14 protein-coding genes are annotated in these 20,359 nt (G+C 40.9%); 4 read left to right on the top strand and 10 right to left on the bottom strand.

Annotated elements, in window-relative coordinates; translation table 11 throughout:
- Positions 1-141: 141 nt before the first annotated feature.
- From AB4585_RS15115 to AB4585_RS15100, 4 genes are all read right to left on the bottom strand, one after another.
- Positions 142-2,022 carry an ATP-dependent zinc protease gene (locus tag AB4585_RS15115; protein WP_372170172.1) on the bottom strand — a complete coding sequence of 627 codons (1,881 nt, stop codon included), beginning with the start codon at positions 2,020-2,022 and terminating at the stop codon, positions 142-144.
- Between the two features lie 305 nt (positions 2,023-2,327).
- Positions 2,328-3,137: a M15 family metallopeptidase gene (locus tag AB4585_RS15110; RefSeq protein WP_372170169.1), complete on the bottom strand. Its 810-nt coding sequence runs from the start codon at positions 3,135-3,137 to the stop codon at positions 2,328-2,330.
- A gap of 83 nt (positions 3,138-3,220) precedes the next feature.
- Entirely contained in the window at positions 3,221-3,949 is a 729-nt protein-coding gene (locus tag AB4585_RS15105; RefSeq protein WP_372170167.1) for a DUF429 domain-containing protein, read from the bottom strand.
- 45 nt (positions 3,950-3,994) lie between these two features.
- Positions 3,995-4,789: a YeeE/YedE thiosulfate transporter family protein gene (locus AB4585_RS15100; RefSeq protein WP_017065618.1), complete on the bottom strand. Its 795-nt coding sequence runs from the start codon at positions 4,787-4,789 to the stop codon at positions 3,995-3,997.
- Positions 4,790-4,975: 186 nt separating this feature from the next.
- Between AB4585_RS15100 and AB4585_RS15095 the strand changes: the two genes are divergently transcribed.
- A complete protein-coding gene (locus AB4585_RS15095; protein ID WP_372100201.1) occupies positions 4,976-5,503 on the top strand; it encodes a hypothetical protein in 528 nt (175 codons plus the stop codon).
- A gap of 26 nt (positions 5,504-5,529) precedes the next feature.
- A complete protein-coding gene (locus tag AB4585_RS15090; protein ID WP_372170164.1) occupies positions 5,530-7,551 on the top strand; it encodes a DNA phosphorothioation-associated putative methyltransferase in 2,022 nt (673 codons plus the stop codon).
- Here AB4585_RS15090 and AB4585_RS15085 read toward each other — a convergent pair whose 3' ends face one another.
- The 6 genes from AB4585_RS15085 to AB4585_RS15060 are packed head-to-tail and all read right to left on the bottom strand — an operon-like array spanning position 7,552 to position 15,802.
- Positions 7,552-8,598, bottom strand: a complete 1,047-nt coding sequence (locus tag AB4585_RS15085; protein ID WP_372170174.1) for a cysteine desulfurase family protein — start codon at positions 8,596-8,598, stop codon at positions 7,552-7,554. It lies immediately after the preceding gene.
- Positions 8,591-9,043: a hypothetical protein gene (locus tag AB4585_RS15080; protein ID WP_081230286.1), complete on the bottom strand. Its 453-nt coding sequence runs from the start codon at positions 9,041-9,043 to the stop codon at positions 8,591-8,593. The genes AB4585_RS15085 and AB4585_RS15080 overlap by 8 nt, the downstream gene beginning before the upstream one ends.
- Positions 9,036-11,096, bottom strand: a complete 2,061-nt coding sequence (locus AB4585_RS15075) for an AAA family ATPase (RefSeq protein WP_372170162.1) — start codon at positions 11,094-11,096, stop codon at positions 9,036-9,038. Before AB4585_RS15075 ends, AB4585_RS15080 begins: the two co-directional genes overlap by 8 nt.
- Complete coding sequence (locus AB4585_RS15070) at positions 11,077-11,307, bottom strand: CxC ATPase DNA modification system associated small protein (protein WP_193841250.1); 231 nt, start codon at positions 11,305-11,307, stop codon at positions 11,077-11,079. The genes AB4585_RS15075 and AB4585_RS15070 overlap by 20 nt, the downstream gene beginning before the upstream one ends.
- Entirely contained in the window at positions 11,307-13,460 is a 2,154-nt protein-coding gene (locus AB4585_RS15065; protein ID WP_372170159.1) for a DEAD/DEAH box helicase family protein, read from the bottom strand. The genes AB4585_RS15070 and AB4585_RS15065 overlap by 1 nt, the downstream gene beginning before the upstream one ends.
- 8 nt (positions 13,461-13,468) lie before the next feature.
- Positions 13,469-15,802: a DUF262 domain-containing protein gene (locus AB4585_RS15060; protein WP_372170157.1), complete on the bottom strand. Its 2,334-nt coding sequence runs from the start codon at positions 15,800-15,802 to the stop codon at positions 13,469-13,471.
- A 216-nt stretch (positions 15,803-16,018) separates the two neighbouring features.
- Here AB4585_RS15060 and AB4585_RS15055 point away from each other — a divergent pair, with 216 nt between their 5' ends.
- Together AB4585_RS15055 and AB4585_RS15050 are read left to right on the top strand one after the other, a co-directional pair.
- Positions 16,019-16,996 carry a DUF4007 family protein gene (locus AB4585_RS15055; RefSeq protein WP_372170154.1) on the top strand — a complete coding sequence of 326 codons (978 nt, stop codon included), beginning with the start codon at positions 16,019-16,021 and terminating at the stop codon, positions 16,994-16,996.
- Between the two features lie 3 nt (positions 16,997-16,999).
- Entirely contained in the window at positions 17,000-20,356 is a 3,357-nt protein-coding gene (locus AB4585_RS15050) for a hypothetical protein (RefSeq protein ID WP_372170152.1), read from the top strand.
- The last annotated feature ends 3 nt before the right edge of the window (positions 20,357-20,359 follow it).

Here is a 20,359-nt window from a genome sequence, read left to right as displayed (position 1 = left end):
TTGAGTAAAAACAAACGATTACTTGAAATATTGTCACGGCAACAATCATCAATTAACAATCAACAAAAAGCCACACATCCCAATACTGAAATGTGTGGCTGTTTAGAACTATTCTGATACGAACTTAGATAAGTTTAGGGATTACTCCATATCACCTAACAGGTAATCTTCATCGCTGCTCACTACTGCGCCGTGTTTCAGGAAGTTCTTACCTAGGATCATGCTGTATTCGAAGCGAGAACGGTCTTGAAGGTTTACCCTCACCTCTTTCTCTAGGTCTCCGAGCTTAACCTTCATTTCTACCACAGGGCGAATGTTCACCTTCTCGCCTTTCTTGGCTTTAATGCGCATTACATCAATCACTGGCTTGGTGAAATCTTGCTTATCGCCTTGGTTGTTTTGATAGGTAAAGCTCACCATGTCTTGGCCATCTTTCTTAAATCGTTTGATGTTGACTGCGTTCATTGAGCTTACATCGGCACCTGTGTCGAGCTTGGCCGGGAACTTCATGCCGTTCACTTCTACTACTTCAATATGCCCAACTTTAAACAGTGGTTCGGCTTTCAGAAGGTAATCAGAACGCGTATTAACGTAAACGCCCTCTTTTGCCATCTTCTTGCCTAAAATAAAGTACGCTTCTTTCTCATTTGTATTGAGCACGTCGATGGCGAACTCTTGCGTACGCACTTTTCCAGACACCGCAAACTCACCACTTACAACAGGGCGAGTATCATCCCCGACTTTAAGCTTCTTAATAATTGGCTTGGTCACCTTCTGCTTCTCACCATTTACATCCGTAAGATAAAATTCAACGGAAGCATCTTTGCCTTTACCTGTCATTTCAAAACTGTCGACCTTCAGCAAAGGTGTATTGACAGTGAAAGAAGCCACAGCCTTAAGCGGGAAGTCATCTAGGGTGATGTCCTCTTCCGGCGAGATAATCATAGGCTCACCAGACTCAGCCACATCACTAAAGTTCTCTGAACCTTCTGATAAAATATTCTCAGCACTGGTGTCTATCATGAAGAGCTCGCTGGCGGTGTTGGTTCCAAATCTCAACTGCGACTCACTACTCGAGCGCTCACGTAGGTACACCAGAACGTCTTTTGTGGTGTTTTCATCGAGTTGAACAGGCACATACACCAAAGGTCTCTTCTTACCGCTCACGCTTAACATACGAACCAACGGCAATGTCATCTCTTTTTGCTTGCCGCCGTTGTCGAACATATCAAACGTCACTTCTTTGTTCTTTTTGTCTATGTCGATGTCTTTTGCATGCAAAATGCTGTAGCGGTTCTTTAAAGAGAAAGTCGCATTTATCGCCATTCCCGAGATAGACACCACCTCTTTTCGGCCAACAACGGTTGCGTTTTCTTGCTCTTGCAAGTAGTCATAACCAGCAAAGACCAGAGCGTTGTCCGCAAGGAAGGTTTTTCCGATCAATACTGGCGCAGAGAAGTGGCTTCTGTCGGTCAGGTTAACGTCTGTTTTTAGCTCTTGGTCTGCAATGGTAAGCGACATTTTTACGGTAGGGCGAAGCAAAGGCGTGCTGCTGGTGCGGCTGCGTATCATGCTGACACGCTCTAAAGGCGCTTCGATTAATACCATGTCTCCCGTCCGCGGGTTTTGAACCTTAAAAGACACCACAGCCTCATATTTCGCAAAGGTACTGCCATCCCAATCATCGTAATCAACATCGGAATTGTTCAACAGGTCTTCGGTTAACGCCGCCATCAACTCTTGGTCTTTGAGATTTTGGTAATCGGGATTAGAGCTCTTCACATGAATGTCTTCAGCATGCATAGAAGTGGTTTCCGCACCGGTATCAATTTTACCAATGAAAGGAACGTCTTTTAGCCCTTGAACGCTAGATAGGTACACGTTCTCAGTGCGACCTAATACCGACTTACCATCGAGTTCGTAAGTGGGATTTTGAGTGGTAGGTGAAGTGTCAGTAGCCAAAGTGTATTGTGAAAAAAGTAGAGTGCTTAAAAGAGTTAGAGCCAAAGGTATCTTTTTCATTAGTTGGTCCGTTGTGATCAGTTCACTAATAATACTGGCGTTTGCGCGAAGAGTTCCCCCACCAGCAATGGTTCTCACATAACGTTAACGCTATGAGTTTTTAAATGACAAACCGATGACTTTGCGCTGCATTCGCTTATCGATTATTGACTAATGGATACCCAATAACCTTTTCAATGCTCGGTGTTCTATTGAAGAAATGAATACAAAAAAGGCCAACGACGAGCGCTGACCTTAGCTATTCAAAACACACCTGAAGCGAGTTTAACTTGCTAAAACACAAACGGTTCTAGATAAACATAGCACTAAAAAGTCCCGACTGTTTTCTTTGCACAGATAGCTCGAGCTTTTTCTGCGTCCTCACCTTTATTTTTGAGATAGCACTGTCGATAAGATTTGACGTAGCGCTCAAATAACACCTCGGCTTCAGGTTGTGGTTTAGAGAGCAGTTGGTTAACGAACTTTCTTGATCCAACCTCAAAATGTTGAGTATCGATGGGGCTATTCCAATCCCCTCCCCAGATCATAAAGCCATGATGGGCGAACAGCTCAACCACATCTTCTGCCATGCCTCGACGTTCAATTTCATCACGTGCGCGAAAGCGAGTACGGTTCACATAGCGAGTCGCAGATTGTGATGGTTTTACCGTGATTCTTCCGTTGCTATCAAACTCTAAGAAAGGATTTTGAACTGGGTTGATGTCTATCGCCACACCATAAGCATGCTTCGACCAACCACCTCCGCCAGTGATAGGCCGAGCGTTAAACGCACTGCTGTTGTTAGCGTCCATCGATGCATTATCGTCACCTTTAAACTCACGCATAAGACGTGCAGAATGAAGAGGGAAATTACGCAGTTTTAGCTCTGAAAAAATTTGCCCAACAGAAGGCGCAACAACATCAAGCACGATCATATTGCCCTGTTGCGTTTCCCCTTTAAAGTTAATGAAATCGAAATCCACTTTGGATAACCGCTCGCAACCAACGGGGGCACCGCTACTCAAGACATTGTTCTTTTTCATCATGTCACATTGCCATTGAGATATAGGGGCAACTTGGGCATAAGTCGCAGCACTGAGCACAATGGCCAGCCAGCCGACAATAAAACGTTTCATATCAAAGACTCAAAAATAGTAAGAGTGAAAAGTAACAGTGGGTTGGAAAATAACATATTAAACAAAGCTAAGCGCACGCTTTGTTAGCGCGCCTTGTTCCAATAAACAATCTCTCGAACTCGACCATTCTGATCCTTATCAACTTCTCCACCAACATCAGAAGGCTCTGGTAAGGTCGATAATTGCGGAGCGTAATAGGCAATCAACATAAGTACGAAAGCGTCGTAAATATCATCTATTGCGACGTCTTTACGCTTGGTATTTGAAATGGCCAACAACAAAACGTCACACCATTGAGGGGCGAGTTGCTGAATAATAGAAAGCCGTTCATCTTTGCCTTCTTGTGTTCGTTTGGAAAAGGTCAACGGTTCGCCTTTCAAAGCTGCAAACACGACCTCAGGATGTGATTCTCTTATAGAAAGATCTGGATGAGCTTCAATGAGTTCATCAAGCTCACGGATCTTGGGCACAATTCCCCAAGTCTGTTTAGAAAACTTCTTATCAAGCTGATCCACATTGGCACTGCACGCCGCAATGTAATCAGTTTGATAAACCGCCTCTCGGCACGGAACAGGAAACACGGAAGAACCACGCTTGCTGGAGAGAAAACGTCTTGCTGCTTTGTCACACAAGCGATCTGGAGTTTGTGCATCACTAAAACCAATAGGCATATCGATAAGCGCCGTTGAACCGATAAGATCACTCGCTAGCTCATCGAGGGTGTTTACCACTTTAAACGCAGGTATCTCATTGTCAGAGACAATCCAAGCGATCCACCCCGCCTTGCAGCCATCAATTCCGATGTATTTCATTATGTTCTCAAATTGCAAACTTACACTAGCTTGTACTGTCGCTAACTATCGACTTTGAATCAACTTAACTCCGGTATATATGCCAACAATGATACTTAACACAGAAAAAACACCCGCCAGAGAAAGTACAGGCATCGCCACTAACAGTTGAGTATCGTTCCCTCCACCAGCCATCACAGCGCCAAGCCCCATAAGCACACCAGCAACCAAATGTTTACCCAATCGACGTATAGGGCTTAACCTCAGTGAAAACGACCCAGTAAATAACGCGGCGCTAACCATTCCAACTAACAGAGAGATCATCAAGATAAAACGCTCACTACTTGGCCAATCTTCGGTTTTACCGTGCCAAAGAGAAGTCCCTATAGATTTCAGCAACCCACTTGGCGTCCAGTGTGGTTCATAAAGGAATACAAAACCTGCCGTTAAGCCAATACCCAGCATCGAAAACCACAGCTTACGATTAACCGAGTTCATAAAGTAACAGCTCACTACAATTGTGAGCGAGATACTTCCAAGGAATACGTATCTGGAAAAATCGGACAGTACCAACCTAGAACCTTTCAACTCCGAAGGTAAAACTGGAGCAAACACCAGCCATGCAACAAACCACCCTAATATCGTCGCCAACATAACCACTTCGCCGCGAGCTAATCTACTCACTGTAGACACCCCACAGCCGCTATTGATTGCCGCGCCAATACCAAATAGAAAGCCACCAAGCAGTGAGAACAAACTCGGCCAAAAAGCCGTAGACAGCTGGCGCCCCTCAATCACTGAGCCCAATCCCATGGAGACCCAAGCTAGCGATCCACTAAACACAATCGCAACGATGAACATTGGTGATCCTTTTATCGCCTCTTTTACTCCTCTCACCATACAAAGGCCTGTGGTTTGGGCTAGATATCCCAATAAGAAAATGCAGAGCAAAGCGAGAATAAACAACATACATAGCCTCCAGATTGCATTGATTTTACTGCTGTCGTTCGTTAAATATAGTAGCAACCTAGAACCTAAGGACAGAATATGCACCACAAGCTTATTGATTGGCATAAGTCTAGACATCCTAATTACTTAGGAGACAACAAGGTTAATAAACTTTCTGCCACTGAGCTTCAGTGTTTAGCGGTTCAAATTTTACAACCTATCGAACGCTCACTAGGAGAAATAACGGTGACCTATGGTTATACAAGTCATCCTCTTTTGAGGTGGATATTAAAAAATAGCCCTGGAGATATGGCGCCCGATATTGACCAACATGCCTCTATGGAACTCAACTCCCGGGATAGTCGTATCTGTAAGCGCAGCGGGGCTGCGTGTGATATTTATGTTGAAGGGTATGAGCAACGTATGGATGAGGTCGCTCGATTTATCTGTAAGCATTTAGAGTTCGACCGACTCTATTTTTATGGCAAAGATAAACCTTTGCATATTAGCGTTGGGGCTGATAATTCAAAATACGCCCTTATCCGACAACGCCGAAGTGATGGGCTTCGCGTAAACACAAAAAGTGCAAAAGGCAGCGCCACACAGGCATTGTTTGATGATTTATAATCTTCAAAAACATCTAAGGAATAGGAATGAACGAAGAGCTATTTGCTGAACTTACCTCTCAGATAAAAGTTGGAAAACAACTTCCCGATGCCATTTATCTTCATAAAGACGCATTCAGCGCATTGCCTAAAGTATTAACACAGTTCATTCCTGCCGTAGCAAAAGCCGTTAACTTAGATGAAGAAGACTGGAACCTCGTTAAGTTGTTTAAAAAAGAGTTCCGCTTATCTCTTCTTCATTACCCTGATTTTTATACTGATTCCTACCCCGCATTAGAACAAAGCCTCAATGTCGACCTCTCTAAGTTAAGCCACAAAATTACAGGTTATCGTGAATCTGAAAACCCACCGATCTTACATAGAAAAGAAACCATGGTTTTGCCAACAAGTGAATATTACGAGCACTTTGTTTCACTCACACAAGAAGGCGAGAATGCAGGCCTGTACGAAAACAGCCGTTTGATTGGTTTTAAACGTTCTTGGGAAAACCTAATAGCACGCCATGGTTACGAGCTTGTCGATGGTCGACTATTCCGATGCTCCTCTATGACAACGCAAGAAGAGGCAGGGATTGATAGGCACAGAACCGCCATCGTGCGCCATGAACTCTCTGCACCAATGAAGACTCTCGTTAAACATGGTTACTTAAAAGGCGAGTACTCAATTTTCGATTATGGCTGTGGCCGCGGAGACGATTTAAGAGAGCTCGAAGCACATGGCCTTGATGCTCTGGGTTGGGATCCGAACTTTCAACCCGACAACGACAAATCCAATTCTGATATCGTAAACATAGGGTTTGTTCTTAACGTAATAGAAGATCAAGATGAAAGACTCGATGCCCTACTAGGCGCATGGGAGCTGGCAGATAAATTTCTGGTGGTTTCTGTCATGCTGGCCAACGACAACTACATTGCTCAGTTCAAACCTTATAAGGATGGGGTCATCACCTCTCGTAACACCTTCCAAAAATACTATGCGCAATCAGAGATCAAAGCGTACATAGAGAGAAGCCTACAAGAAGACGCCATTACCGTCGCGCCTGGTATTTTCTATATTTTCAAAGACAAATTGGAAGAGCAACAATACCTGCAGAGTAAATACAAACGCCACCATAAATGGCAGCAACTGACTTCGCCAGAGCCTATTGAAGCCAAAGACAAAGCCAAGCTGCTTATTACTCAACATCAAGACTTGTTTAATGACTTTTGGAATACCTGCTTAGAACTCGGCCGTATTCCTGCCAATGATGAATTTGAACAATCAGACAAAATAAGAGAGCTGGTTGGCTCACACAGAAAAACCTTTAACTTACTGCAAGAGATGTTTGATACCCAAGAGTTTGAACAAGCAGAAAAAAGCCGAAAAGAAGATCTTCTCCTCTACTTTGCTATGGGACTGTTTGAGAAAAGAAAACCCTACACGCAGCAGCCGGAGCCATTAAAGCGTGATATCAAAGCCTTGTTTGATGATTACAAAACCGCGATCAACCTGGCTGCAGAATTACTGTTCGCAATTGCAGATATCGACTTAATCCAGCAGCAATGCCAGAAAGCACATAACCAGTTACCAGCAAGCCTACTCAACGAAGGACATTCACTGATCCTACATCGAGACTTTATCGACGACTTACCACTACTGCTGCGAGTATACGTTGGTGCAGGGTTGCAAATGTATGGCGAACTGGATGAAGAAATAGACCTAATTAAAATTCATATCACATCCGGGAAACTCACCCTCACCGCCTATGATGACTTTGAAAAATCAGTTCCTTTCTTAGTCGAACGCATAAAAATCAAGATGGCTGAGCAAGATATCGACTTCTTCGATTACGTTAATGAAGATCGCAGGCCACCACTGCTTAATAAGCACCTTTACATGCCAACCAAGCACGAGAACTACAAGAAACAACAGAGCTTCGACAAACGATTGGCGAAGCTCGTGGATATGGATTGGGATAAGGAAGTTATCTTATATCGAAATGAATACGATGTTTTACTACAGAAAAACCAAAAGCAAGTCGCTAACTTTAGTTTAAAAGCTACTGGTTAGCTAGACCTTATAAGGAGGTAGGCTAATACGATATGTACGACGAGCTTCCTCCTCAGACAAGCCTATAGCACTTAGAACATGAGATGGAGTGTTAGACATAGCATTACACGCTGAGCCTTGAGATATGAGCCAATCTTGTTCTTTTGTAAACCGTTTCACTTCATCATCATTTTCAAACGTGACGTTCCAAGTAGTAGATAAAGCGTTATCGCCACCGTTTCGACTACAATTGTACTCGTTTACTATCTTTTCGAACTCAGCCTGTTGAGCGGAAGCTTCTGAAGGGAAATGCTCAACAGCCACACCCAATCCGACTATTAAAGGAGTCGGAGATGTCCCACCTCGAAGGCCAAGTTCCTGCCCGCCACCATGAATTAATGGTACAAGCTCAGAGTTACGAGCATCTCGTACGTAAAGTACACCAATACCTTTAGGGCCATAAACTTTATGCCCTGACAAAGAGAGCATATCGATATTCATGTCGTCTACATCAATATCTAACTTACAGAAGCTTTGTGCAGCATCAGTATGAAAAGGGATACCATGTTCAAACGCAACCTCACCAATATCTGTAACCGGTTGGATAGTTCCAAGCTCATTATTAACATGATGAATTGAAATAAGTAGAGTGTTAGGTCTGATCGCATTCTCTACTTGCTTAGATAAAATAACGCCATCCGTATTAGGCTGCAAATAAGTCACTTCAAAACCTAATTCTTCTAAATAAGCACATGTATTTAGGATACATTTGTGCTCAATCGAAGAAGTAATCAAATGACCTTTTCCCTTGAGATTATTGAAAGAAATACCTTTTATCGCGAGATTGTTTGATTCACTAGCGCCGCTGGTAAAAATAATCTCACTAGGCATAGCTCCAAGTTTATCTGCAATTAATTCACGAGCCTGTTGTATTGCATTCGATGCTTTTTCAGCTTCCATATGGCTTGCAGACGGGTTAGCAAAACTTTCAATTTGCCAAGGTACCATAGCTTCTAAAACAATCGAAGATACAGGAGTTGATGCAGCATAATCGAAATAGTTATTCATTTTCAATCAAGTACTCTAATGTTTGGTTGAATAATATGTTAGCGACTAATGGCTCACCAATATTATTCATGATCCAGCTATCGATATATTTTAAACCACTATTACAATATCCCTCAAAAATACCGATAGCACCCTTTAAGTGCTCATCTTTTAGCGTATCCAGCGATGGCTCTTTTGCAAGAGCGATAAGATATATATAAGCGTCATGCCCTGTCGTTGCATACGTGTCTAATAAGATCGGCGTGGTATTGACTTTAGATTCCAGTGGTTGATAGTCATCCAATTGATAACCAATCAATGCAGCGAATACCATCAGTTCTTTTACTGTATTGAAGACTCGTGCATCACTTTTAGCCCCTTTCGTCGAGCAAAACCTCTCTTCCAAGGATTCAAAACGGGCATCCCGACGCACTGCTAGCTTGCGCCAATCAATCATTTCAGCCATGAGTTGGAATCTCCTCAATAGTTACTTTGTCAAAATCACTGCCAAAACGCACGACATCGTAATCTTTACCCTGCACGGTAAGGTGGGTCGGATACTGGCCTTTAAATTCTGCCTCAGTTAGCACAGTATGTTGAACGAGGTTATATTCCTTACCTATCTTGTGACGAATACCCTTGTCAGTATGTGATTCAGTCCACTGAGCTTGTGAAAACATAAAGATTGATTGATCTACTTTCTCAGCAATATAACGCACAAGCTCACGACCATTATCTGGACCAATAAATGCGAGAATTGAGTCTGCAATAAATGGAGCTATGGTTCCTGGGGTCAAAAGGTGCTGCTTGTTGTTAGCACGATCCTTAGAGAATTCAATTAGCGCAACAATAAACGAAATAGAGAGCATAGCTTGATAACCATTCCCCGCAGCAACACGCTTTCCTTCTTTATCCACAATAGCCCAAGTAAAATTTCCAACTTTAGTACTCGTATCCTTTTTTATCGTATATCCGTTAAATGCTACCTGGCTAAACAAAGACTGCATTTTATTCAATAGAATTTGGTCAACTCCTTGTTGTGAGGACTCAATAGCTTCTTCATATAGATCAATAACGCTGTCTGTTGCGTGAATTAAGTTACGGACTTTTTGAGCTTTGGGTTGAGTCAACGACAAACTGTCGACTTGGTTATCAATATCTTTAATATCAATCTGTTTTTTGCGGACTTGATCTGCTAGTCGTGGTACTTCACGGCTCAATTGATCTCGCTTTAATTTAGCCGAATCTTTGGCTTTTTCGATAACCTTAATATCATTAATATCAGACTCTACAATTGTGTGACTTAAGTCTTTGATACTACGTTCTAGTTCTTGGATTCCATCTTCACGGTCATCGATATCAGCTAATAACTTTTCCATTGCAACTTTGGGCAATAACTGATTACTCAACGTTTCTTGTAACTTGACAGCTAATCTCCAACGATGCTTAAGATCTGGATCAACAGCATGTTTTCCGAGCTCTTCTAAAAGTTGTTCTGCTGCGCTACCTTTTTCAACATGCGAACCGCAGATGCATTCGGTATTGTCCATAATCTCGCGCAGTAATCGCTTGTCTACGGTATAACGCAGTGACTTATTTAGCTCTTCAGTGTTGATGGAAGCAAGGTCAACAGAAGCAAGCCTTTGACTATATGTACTTAACGCCCAGCTCGGTGTATTTGTATTTTTACTAGATAATAATCGTTTATACTCTTGTTCGTAGCCAACCAGTAAATGTGACTTCTGTTGACGAAGCTTGAGTTTATCTTCAATTGCAGTCTTATCGAAACGATGAAGCTTTCCAACCTGAGCTTCGTACTCTTTATCTGCACTATCTAACTCATTCTGTTTTTTTTCTAACAGTGCTTTATCTCGGTCTAAACCTGAAACCAAGTTTTCTTTGTTTGATAACAGAGTCTCGATTTGGTTGTTTGTATCATACTGTTTGAGGTCTTTTTGATAACTTGTCTTTACGGTGCTCAAGTGCCTCAATGTTGTTTTAGCAACAGTTAAACCTAATACTTTCTCTATAGCCTCTTTGATATGAGAAAAATCATTTTGACTACTTAAAGTGCCAGTACCTTCACCTTGATAAAAAAAGTATTGCGACATCTCTTTAGGCAAGAAAGTATTAATTAGGGTGTTCGGGTTGTCTTCAGCTCTTTCGGCATAGCAACCATCTTCAATCTCATAAACATGTAGGGCACTACTTGAGCTATTTTTTGTCTGGACTCTTTTAACTTCAAGTAAACGATTCTCATGTTCAAGTTGAACACTAACCATAAAGGTCTTAGTGCCTTGTGCGGCTGCATGTTTGTTTAAAAGGTTTTTAGGATCGAGTAAGTTATCCGTGGTCTCTTCATAGAGACACCAACGCAATGCGTTGAGCAGCGCTGTTTTTCCGCCGTTATTTTCACCATGAATTAGTGTAACGCCACAAGCTGGATCTACAGAAAAATCTATTGATTGCTTCCCATAGAATTGACGAAAGTTGCTGATCTCAAGCTTTATTAGTTTCATTTACGATGTCTTCCGCATTAACTTCAATAATCTCTTTGATCTTCTGGATATGACGTGTTTGTGCAATATCCCCATAATATAGCTCTTTCTCAAATTGCATCACCTGCAATGCTGCTTTATGAACTGCGGACTTTTTTGAGTAATCCTGATGAGCTATCTGTGTGTCTTTATCAACTTCCTTTAATAAAGCTTTAAATGCATTAAGGTCCATTAATAGATTCCTAATTCAATGATTCTGTTCTCAATGTCTTCTGGGTTAATCGCCGTTAATTTGAAGTCATCAATTCTTTCCAACTCTGCACGTCGTAAATTTTGGCTGAAATTATTTACTACACCAGGTAATGGAAGGACGACAAAGTCCACAATCAAGGCTTCTTTCTTTCCTGCTGATTTTCTTAATACGCGCCCTCTCCTCTGAACATATTGCCTAGGGTTGCGCGTACTAGCTAAGATAAATGCACTTTGACATACAGGAACATCGATCCCTTCATCAAGAACTTTCATCGCAACCAAAGAGTCAATGCTTTTATCTTTAAAGCTATCCATAATCTTACGCCGCTCTGACGACGTTTCTTGCGAGGTAAACTTTGATACCTTACAACCATAATCATGCAGACGGTTCGTAACCTTTGTGATGTATGGGGTATTTTCACCTGGCGCGGAACCTTCACCAACATAGATTAAAGAATGGGTTAAAGACAGTTCAGAATTAGCTTTCAGATATGACAACAATGCCGGCAGTTTACCAGAGCTAGTAGCCAATATCCTCGCTCTTGCACCACACATATTGGTCAGCATTGACTGTTCATCATTTGAGAGTTTTCCAGATTTGGCTCTCAAAATTAGTTTCTGAATCTTTGCTGAATAATCTTCGTAAGAAGCTTGCTCTTCCTCGTCGAGGTAAACTGGAACCAAGTCATACCTATAAGGTGCCAGTATTCCGTCTTTAATCGCATCACTTAAAGAATATTCGCTGATGATACCTTTAAAGTATGAAAGTAGGTTCTGCCTTACAGTATCAGGAAACGGTGAACCTTCCACTTCATCATCATCGGTGCGAAAAGGGGTTGCGGATAATCCAATGCGATAACGAGCTGGAGGTAAAGCATCAAAATAGCCTTGGCTACCTAGATGATGACATTCGTCTCCGATTAATAGCATATTTTCAGGTGACACTTTGGAAATCTTGGACTGAAACAATTCCGATGAGAGAGTTTTATTAACAGCAATTACACAAATAAAATCTAATGTTCCAGTACGAAAACGTAGTAGCTTTTTATCCAATACAGCAGCCCATTTATCAGATCCGTCGTAGCATTGCACGGGGACTACGTTGAAAGGAGCTAGCTCTTCAACCCATTGATTCGCCAATTCAATATAAGGGACACTAATAATAGCAAAAGTTGATTCACCATTTTTATGACGTTCCTCATACAACTCTACCAATGCCGAGATAGATGTGAATGTCTTGCCTGAGCCCGTTGCCAATTTAAACAAACCATTGAAATCAGCTTTGCGCCAGTTATCTATCGCTTCGATTTGATGGGGAAACAGCTCAAAAGCTCTCCCTTTTACAACCAGAGGCTTCCGAGGAACTTTAACTTCAATATCTAACTTGGTTGGTTGTTGTTCTGATTTAGAGAAACTATATGAAAAGAAAGGTTTATTAAGTTTGATTCGGGGAGGTGCTGGAAACAACTGTTGGCCTAACGCTTCAATATCTACACCAGCTTGAATTTTTTCATAAGCTTCGGAATCAATAGATAAAACTCTTGCTCGTTTCTTCGTATTACTCCAGAGTGAATTAAAATTATCGACTTCTACCTGACCATAATCCTCAAAAGATTCTCGCCAACTAAAAAACAGTGATATTTCCTCAGAGTTATACTTAGACAGCCCAGCAAGGGTTTCATTTGCAGAACCACTGAAGACAACCACCTCTTCTTGTTGATAGAAAATACCGACTTTTTTGTGAAACATTCCTTGATGGGTGAATGCAAACTTAATATCAAGCTTACCTGTCGCCACCATATAAGTTAACAGTTTCAGGTTATTATCTTCACTTTCAAGCAATAGGTCAGCGAATTGCAGCGACCTAGCTTTACATGGAGTTGATATCCCATTCATCACCGCTTCATACTCAGCGTCGGATAAAGGATCCCCAATGATGAGGCGCATTCTCCCTTCGGCTTGTATAAATTTATCAAGCCCTTGCGCTGCAGAAACTAATACATCTGATGAGAAATAACCTACAGCTCTATCGTAACGATTTGCATGGGTAAGTATTGGGACATGCACACATTCAAGTATGCTTTCTTCATCGGAATCATACTTAGCTTTGAGCCCAAGTGCGGAGAATTGCATGGTAATTCCTAATCCAGCCAGAGAGTGAGATTTCGCCATGCATTCATGAGAAGTAATACGCTTCTTTCATTGATTTGCTGTTTTGTCCACTGCTCTGCGAAGGTTATATCTACAAACTTTTTCTCCAACATCAATATCGATGCATTACGCTTAGGTCCATCAGACACTTCACCCTCTGCTAATAAAATATCATCAATATTATTAATAGAATCGTTGGATAACGCCTGTAACATATGTTGTTTTAGGTTATACCAAGATGGAGGGGTGGTGCTTGAAATGCCATTTCGAGCATCAATTAACACGTTACCAATCTTGTTATACTCTTCGGGGTTTGCAATATTCTCATCACTCCAACCATCAGTCGAACCGCCATTGAAAACCTTCTTAATGGTATCTTTACCAGAAATCACTTCCCACATCATAGTCGTCAAGAAAAAAGTACTTACCTTATCTGATACCTCATGATCGACTCCATTAAGTTCAATGCCATGCATGCCTGCCAACAACAGCATCTTGATACTCTTTGGCTTAGTTAAGATTTGTTGTTTAGAACAAATATCAAGCCATTTTTCATCTACCGACTCTTTCGGCGAACCTTTTGAGCTAATCTTGGCTTCTAACTCGTCTCTAAAAAAAGACTTAATTGCTTCAGCACTAAAGCGTTCAGATGTGATAGGGCCGTTACCGAGTTGGTACTCACTTTGACCTGGGTTCATTCCGCGCTCGTGTAACTTTTTGTATACTCCGTCAATGCCATCAGCGCCACCACTCATCGCTCGCCAAAGTACACTAAACGCAGTTACGGCCTTGAGTACTTTTGCAAAGTCAGAATTCTCAGTGCCAACTGCATCAAATTTTTGATCAACTAGTAAGAACTGCACCAATAAACTTTGAACTATGTCATGTTTCATGTCGACAAGATAACGAAGACAGAGGTTCGCAATATCTAGTTCATTGGAGTCAACCATCCCTGCGACATCAGGTACCGGCGCTTGCCAATGATCAAACAAAAAATCGGCAGTAGTTGCGAGCTGAGTTAAGTACTGATCTTTAGAGTTATAGTGACAATTTTCGTAACTCTTTAGCATAGCATCACGTTGGTCTCTCAAGCTTGTAACTTTTACTTTGCCTTCATAAGCACGAACAAAAGCCAGTATTAACGCCTTAGTTTTATCATTTTTTTCTTTGCTCTTAATGATATCTTCAAAACGTTCTGTAACCGAGTTGAGAGTCTCCATAGATATCTCTAACTCTTCTTCTGAAGCACCATCTCTGCGTTTGTTGCCAATATGCTCAATCACCTTAGGAACAAATGTTTCAATTGCAGTAAGCGGCTCCCCAGTAGTGTTCAATGCCTCAAACATATCAAAAGCATAAGATTCATTATTTACTTCAACATAAGTGAGGCAAACGCGATGAAGTAAAAACTTTGCAAATGCAGCAACATAAATAACCTCGGCTACTTTCGGATGAGCTTCCGCGGCATTTTCTAAATCGTCATCAATAGGAAAATCTAAACACGTATCCAATGTTTCAACACCGACTAGATCGCTGATATTGATCTTTTCTTCAACTTCACCACCAGGTAATTTGAATTCAAAACCTTTTTGTACACAGTCAAGCTGCTTTCTGATTTCCTTAACATTGTTAACTACGCGTTTTGCAGATGAGCTCATTAAAGATAAATCTAAAGGCTTAAATACGGAGCTATCACGCTGCTCGACAATATGACGTTGATAGGAAGACAACAACTCGGAAATAGGACTATCATATTGTTGTTTTTTCTCATTTCTTCCCCAGCAATCTACTTGCGAACGAATAATTTTCGGAAGGTATTTATAAACTTCATGTTCAGCAGTTGTTTCAACTGCAGTGTTTGAAGTGTCAATCTCCAATTGAGATACAACTTGACGCAGCTCATCAAGAACATCTTTGACATCATCATCTTGCTCTGAGTCGATAGCTTTCTTCAGGCTAGGTAATAACATTCTCAACCTTTCATTGAGGCACAAAATTATTAACATCAACGTTGAAAGGCGTTGTTGTCCATCAATGATTAGCTTTATATGAGTAGGCTGATGTCTTTTAGCTAGGGGGTAAATTGTCTGCGCAGAACTATCATCAACACTCAAGATTGAACCAAGGAAAATTATCGCATCAGGTGATTCAAGAAGGTTTCTAAACACATTCTCACAATCAGAAAACAAATCTCTAATATGACTTTCTTCCCATGAATACGGTCTCTGATAAGCAGGCATATAAAAGCCCGTGTTTTTACGTTCACAAACTACATCAAACACTGATTGAGGCTCTGCCTTAAATATGTCTAGAGACTTTTGCATTTTGTTTTCCTAGATAACTGATACGTAGAACAAACCTCCATTTATAGCATTAAAGCTTTTCTATATCTACAGCCACATGTACGATATACCATAAATTAGTTATCGTATGAATAAAGCATCAATTAAAGCTTTGTTCCTATGTTGCTAAGCGTCTATCTGATACAATCTCAACTCTGTTTGGATAAAATCTCCAATTAACACTACAAGGTATTCACATTGAGCATCGAGTCTAACGTCCTAAAGTTCTCAGGGCATCAAACCTTCCCGATTAGATATGGTTGGATTTACAAGATAATTCAAGAGGTTATTAAAGGTAACTCATTATCTAGTAAAGAGAATATAGAAGAACAGATGGTATCTATGGGCATGGGTAAAAACATGGTTCTTTCTGTCAGACATTGGATTCGTGTGCTGAACTTGGTTGAATGCACTGATAAAAAAAAGCAAACCTATAAACTAACGGAACTTGCAGAAAGACTCTTTGTAGGGAACAACGCATTCGATGAGTACTTAGACAAAACAGGAACTGTTTGGTTACTTCACTGGCTGATGCAATCAATTGGTTCTCAAAATGCTGAACTCAATACTGCTCGCTGGTTCTTTAACTACTTCAATGGAGTTCGTGTCGATAAATTGCAGCTTTCTAAAGATATTCAGCTCTCTTTAGAAAATCACGAAAAAGCGAAAGAGCAAGAGCGAGCTGTTACAGATGCAACTTTAAAAAAAGACATTGACTGTCTTTTTCAAATGTACGCCGTGAAAACAACTGCCGCAACGAAAGTCAACGAAGATAGCTTTACTTCACCTTTCACAGAGTTAGGCCTTATTTCTCAAGAGTCTGCTAAAGATTACCGTGCAGAATTGTCACTACAAAAGTCTCTACCTACTGCTGTATTTGGATACGCTTTAATTGATTACATGATGCGAAAACAACTCGATAGCGATGGTAAAAAAATCAACAATAACAATACCTTATCTTTCGATTCACTATTAAACGATGTAGGTTCTCCGGGCCGCGTATTCCGCTTAACCACAAGTGGATTGAGTGAAAAGCTAGACGAACTAGAGATATTAAGTAAAGGTAAAATTGCTTGGACTGATACCCAAGGCCTAAGACAAGTTCAACATAACTTTGAAGATTTACAACAAGTAGATCCTGCAATGTTCCTAGAAAACTATTATCACGGGGAATAAGACGTGACGCTTAACAAACAATACTCGATTGCAACCAGACAACAACGTTCTACACGTATTGATAGCGATCTTAGCCCTGAATTTTTTCAAGGATTGGTGTATCACGGTACAGCGCAGTCTGCCTTAGAGACTCTCTTTAGACAATACTCACAGACAAGTCAAAGTGCTTACACACTAACTGGTCCGTATGGTTCAGGTAAATCTACTATAGCATTGCTTCTTACCGGTTTGCTGCACGAAAGTGCTGAGATGCGTAAGGCGGCACTTGAAGTTATTAACCAAGACTCAAAAGACTTACTTGCTCAAAGTATCGCTTATTCAAAAGGTTGGCTACAAATCCGCTCTGTGGGTGGTGTAAATAGTCCAGTCAATACCTTTTGGGACGCAACACTTGATGCTCTTTTAGAGCACTCTGCAACAAAACAACTGCATAACAAATACAGCAAAATTGAAATAGAAAGTGAATCTCATCTAATAGAAACCTGGGAATCACTTTTTACAGAAGCTAATACCTTGGTTGATGGCGTACTGCTACTTGCAGATGAAATGGGGAAGAGCCTTGAGTTCATAAACAAGAATCGTGGTGAACTTCATCTTTTTCAAGATTTAGCCGAGGTACTAGGCCGAATTGATACACCTGTAATTTTTGTTGGTCTTCTTCACCAAGCATTTAGTGAGTACGCAAAAGATCGTGGCACAAAACTCCAAGAAGAGTGGGGGAAGATCCAAGGTCGTTATAATGACATTCTTTACAATGTTTCAACGGATGAAACCGTTGCTTTAATAGGTAAGTCTATCACTCATTCTGAGTCTATCGACAACTCAGATGATAGTGTCGTCCAGCAAGTACTGGAAGCATTGGATAAAAATAAATCTGATCGTAAGAAACAGTTGAAACAGCGCCTCGAGCAATGTGTACCTCTGCACCCTTTAACGGCTCTAATTCTTGGACCAATTTCAAAGCGCCGATTCAGTCAGAACGAGCGTAGTACGTTTAGCTTCTTAAACTCCCATGAGCAAAATAGCTTCCAGATGTTTCTGAAAGAGAACGTAAATCGTGATGCTCGGTATACTCTAGAACACCTTTGGGATTACCTAGAGGTAAACTTAGAGCACGCAATCCTTGGTTCTCCGGATGGTCATGGTTGGGCTGCAGCTACAGAATCAATTCGCCAAGCAACTAAAAAGCAAGTACCAGAGAAGGCAATTGAAATTCTGAAGTCTATTGCACTCATTACTCTATTTGGAAAACCGGCAAACCTATCTGCAACAGAAGAAATGCTGCTCGCAGCTTCAAACGTACATGATCAGGAAGAATTGGATGAATATTTGCACAGTTTAAAAAATGCATCCTGTATCATCTACCGTAAGCACTTGTCTTCATGGGTCGTATTTGAAGGCTCTGACTTAGATATTCCAAGTTTAATCGAAGAGAAAATTGAACAGCAAGGTACGAGTAACGAAGCCATTAACCATATTGTTTTCTCAAAGCAGATTATTGCAAAAGGTTACTACCACAAAGTCGGCACTTTGCGTTGGGCTGAGCAATCTATCTCTGATAATTTTGATGATGAATTTGCACAACACCTAATTGCCGAGCGTAAAGGTGAGTTTGCAAACTTGGTTTTGCTACTAAACCAAACTAATGAAAAAAAACTCCAAGACGTATCGAAACAATATCCGACCCTCATCCTAGCGAGCGCTAAGAGCTCTGATGAAATTACCGCCCTTGCAAAAGAACTATATGCACTTGAGCTAATAAAATCAGACAAGGAGATTGGCGCAACTTTACAGCACGATAATGTCGCTCAAAAAGAGTACAATGGTCGCTTGATCAATGCCGAAATTGCTTTAGATAATGCAATCAATGAGGCGTTTAGTAATGCTGATTGGTATTGTTTTGGGCAAAGAAGTGACACTAAGACATTGAGTACTATCGTAAGTGACACTGCAGAAAAAGTATTCAATGCAACTCCAGTAATAATGAACGAGCTTGTGAACCGTAATAAGCTATCAGGTACTGCTGTCTCCGCTCTAAAGAAATTGCTTGAAGCAATGTTAGATCAAGAAGGTGAAGAGAGTCTGGGGATTACTGGTCATCCACCAGAGATGTCCATGTATATTAGCTGCCTAAAAAATACAGCTATTCATACGTTTGAAGCTGAAAATGAAAAACATTGGCACCATGATGCGAATATTGACCCGAAGCTAAAAGCCCTATTCGATGCCGCAAGTGATTACTTGATAGAAAACTCAGGTCGCAACGTTCGCTTATCAGAAATAGTTTCTCTATGGAGCAAAACACCTTATGGGATTACGCAAGGTGTTACACCGATTTTCTTACTCGCATTCTTAAAATCACTGGGTGATAAAGTTGCTTTTTATGAAAAAGATCTTGGTGGTGAATATGCATTTATCGCAGAGCCTGATGTTGACTATGTACATAAGTTAATTAAGTCGCCACAAGATCTAGCCGTTAAATTCATTGTTTTAGATAAATCAGAGCAAGAGTGGCTGCAATTTTTAGCTTCATTTGCCGCAGCTGAAACTAACAGAGATGTAACGAATAATATTTTATCTGTTGCTAGTCCATTAGTTACAACTATGCACAACTTACCTAATTGGGTTAAGAACGCACACGACTTCGACGCTGATTATACTGAAAATAAGAAGCTAATCTCAGTTCGAGACCTGTTCTTGCAAGCTAACGATCCTCATGCTTTGTTGATTGTAGATTTACCTAAATACCTCGATCCTAAAAGTGAGCTTACGTTTACTCAAAAAGTAGATCTATTGGAGCATCACTTCAAAGTATTGCGTAGCAAGCACGAGTTGATGCTCAAAGATATCAAGCAAAAGGTAAAAACATTATTCCCTGAGAGCGGAAAAGAACTTAAATCTATGTGCCAGCTAGTTGAACAAAAAGCGGGAGATATTCGCCTGAAAGCTTTTGCTCGAGAACTAGGAAAAAGCGAAGATGGTCTACTTGAGTGGCTAGAAAGCATGATTCAGATCGTAATTGGCCGTGGTAAGCAAAGTTGGAATGAAGGCCTGCTGCTTACTGCATCAACAAAGATTAGTGAATTTGCTCAAGACTTCTTAAGCGTCGTTAAATCGTCCGATACAGCGCCAGATAATCAGGTAAAAGAGATAAAAACTAAATTAGTATCTCTCGTCCTGGAAGGTAATGACGGTCAACTGCAGTCATATAAAAAAGAAGTTCGCATTGTAGAGCAAGCCAATGCCGATAAAAGAATTAAGCATGTAGAGCACACCTTAAAAGAATTAGAAATGGATGAATTCGAGCGCATACATGTTTTACAAACATTATTGAAACAAGCACTGGAAGCTCAAGGTTAAATG

Origin of the sequence: Vibrio sp. 10N.222.49.C9 (genome assembly GCF_041474985.1) — a bacterium.
Lineage (GTDB): Bacteria > Pseudomonadota > Gammaproteobacteria > Enterobacterales > Vibrionaceae > Vibrio > Vibrio crassostreae_C.
Note: the sequence above shows the minus strand (reverse complement) of the source record. Positions and strands in the feature narration are given on the sequence as shown.

What these genes read in the sequence shown, in the direction of transcription:
- AB4585_RS15115 (WP_372170172.1), bottom strand. Translation starts at nt 2,022, where the DNA reads ATGAAAAAGATACCTTTGGCTCTAACTCTTTTAAGCACTCTACTTTTT.
- AB4585_RS15110 (WP_372170169.1), bottom strand. Translation starts at nt 3,137, where the DNA reads ATGAAACGTTTTATTGTCGGCTGGCTGGCCATTGTGCTCAGTGCTGCG.
- AB4585_RS15105 (WP_372170167.1), bottom strand. Translation starts at nt 3,949, where the DNA reads ATGAAATACATCGGAATTGATGGCTGCAAGGCGGGGTGGATCGCTTGG.
- AB4585_RS15100 (WP_017065618.1), bottom strand. Translation starts at nt 4,789, where the DNA reads ATGTTCATCGTTGCGATTGTGTTTAGTGGATCGCTAGCTTGGGTCTCC.
- AB4585_RS15095 (WP_372100201.1), top strand. Translation starts at nt 4,976, where the DNA reads ATGCACCACAAGCTTATTGATTGGCATAAGTCTAGACATCCTAATTAC.
- AB4585_RS15090 (WP_372170164.1), top strand. Translation starts at nt 5,530, where the DNA reads ATGAACGAAGAGCTATTTGCTGAACTTACCTCTCAGATAAAAGTTGGA.
- AB4585_RS15085 (WP_372170174.1), bottom strand. Translation starts at nt 8,598, where the DNA reads ATGAATAACTATTTCGATTATGCTGCATCAACTCCTGTATCTTCGATT.
- AB4585_RS15080 (WP_081230286.1), bottom strand. Translation starts at nt 9,043, where the DNA reads ATGGCTGAAATGATTGATTGGCGCAAGCTAGCAGTGCGTCGGGATGCC.
- AB4585_RS15075 (WP_372170162.1), bottom strand. Translation starts at nt 11,096, where the DNA reads ATGAAACTAATAAAGCTTGAGATCAGCAACTTTCGTCAATTCTATGGG.
- AB4585_RS15070 (WP_193841250.1), bottom strand. Translation starts at nt 11,307, where the DNA reads ATGGACCTTAATGCATTTAAAGCTTTATTAAAGGAAGTTGATAAAGAC.
- AB4585_RS15065 (WP_372170159.1), bottom strand. Translation starts at nt 13,460, where the DNA reads ATGCAATTCTCCGCACTTGGGCTCAAAGCTAAGTATGATTCCGATGAA.
- AB4585_RS15060 (WP_372170157.1), bottom strand. Translation starts at nt 15,802, where the DNA reads ATGCAAAAGTCTCTAGACATATTTAAGGCAGAGCCTCAATCAGTGTTT.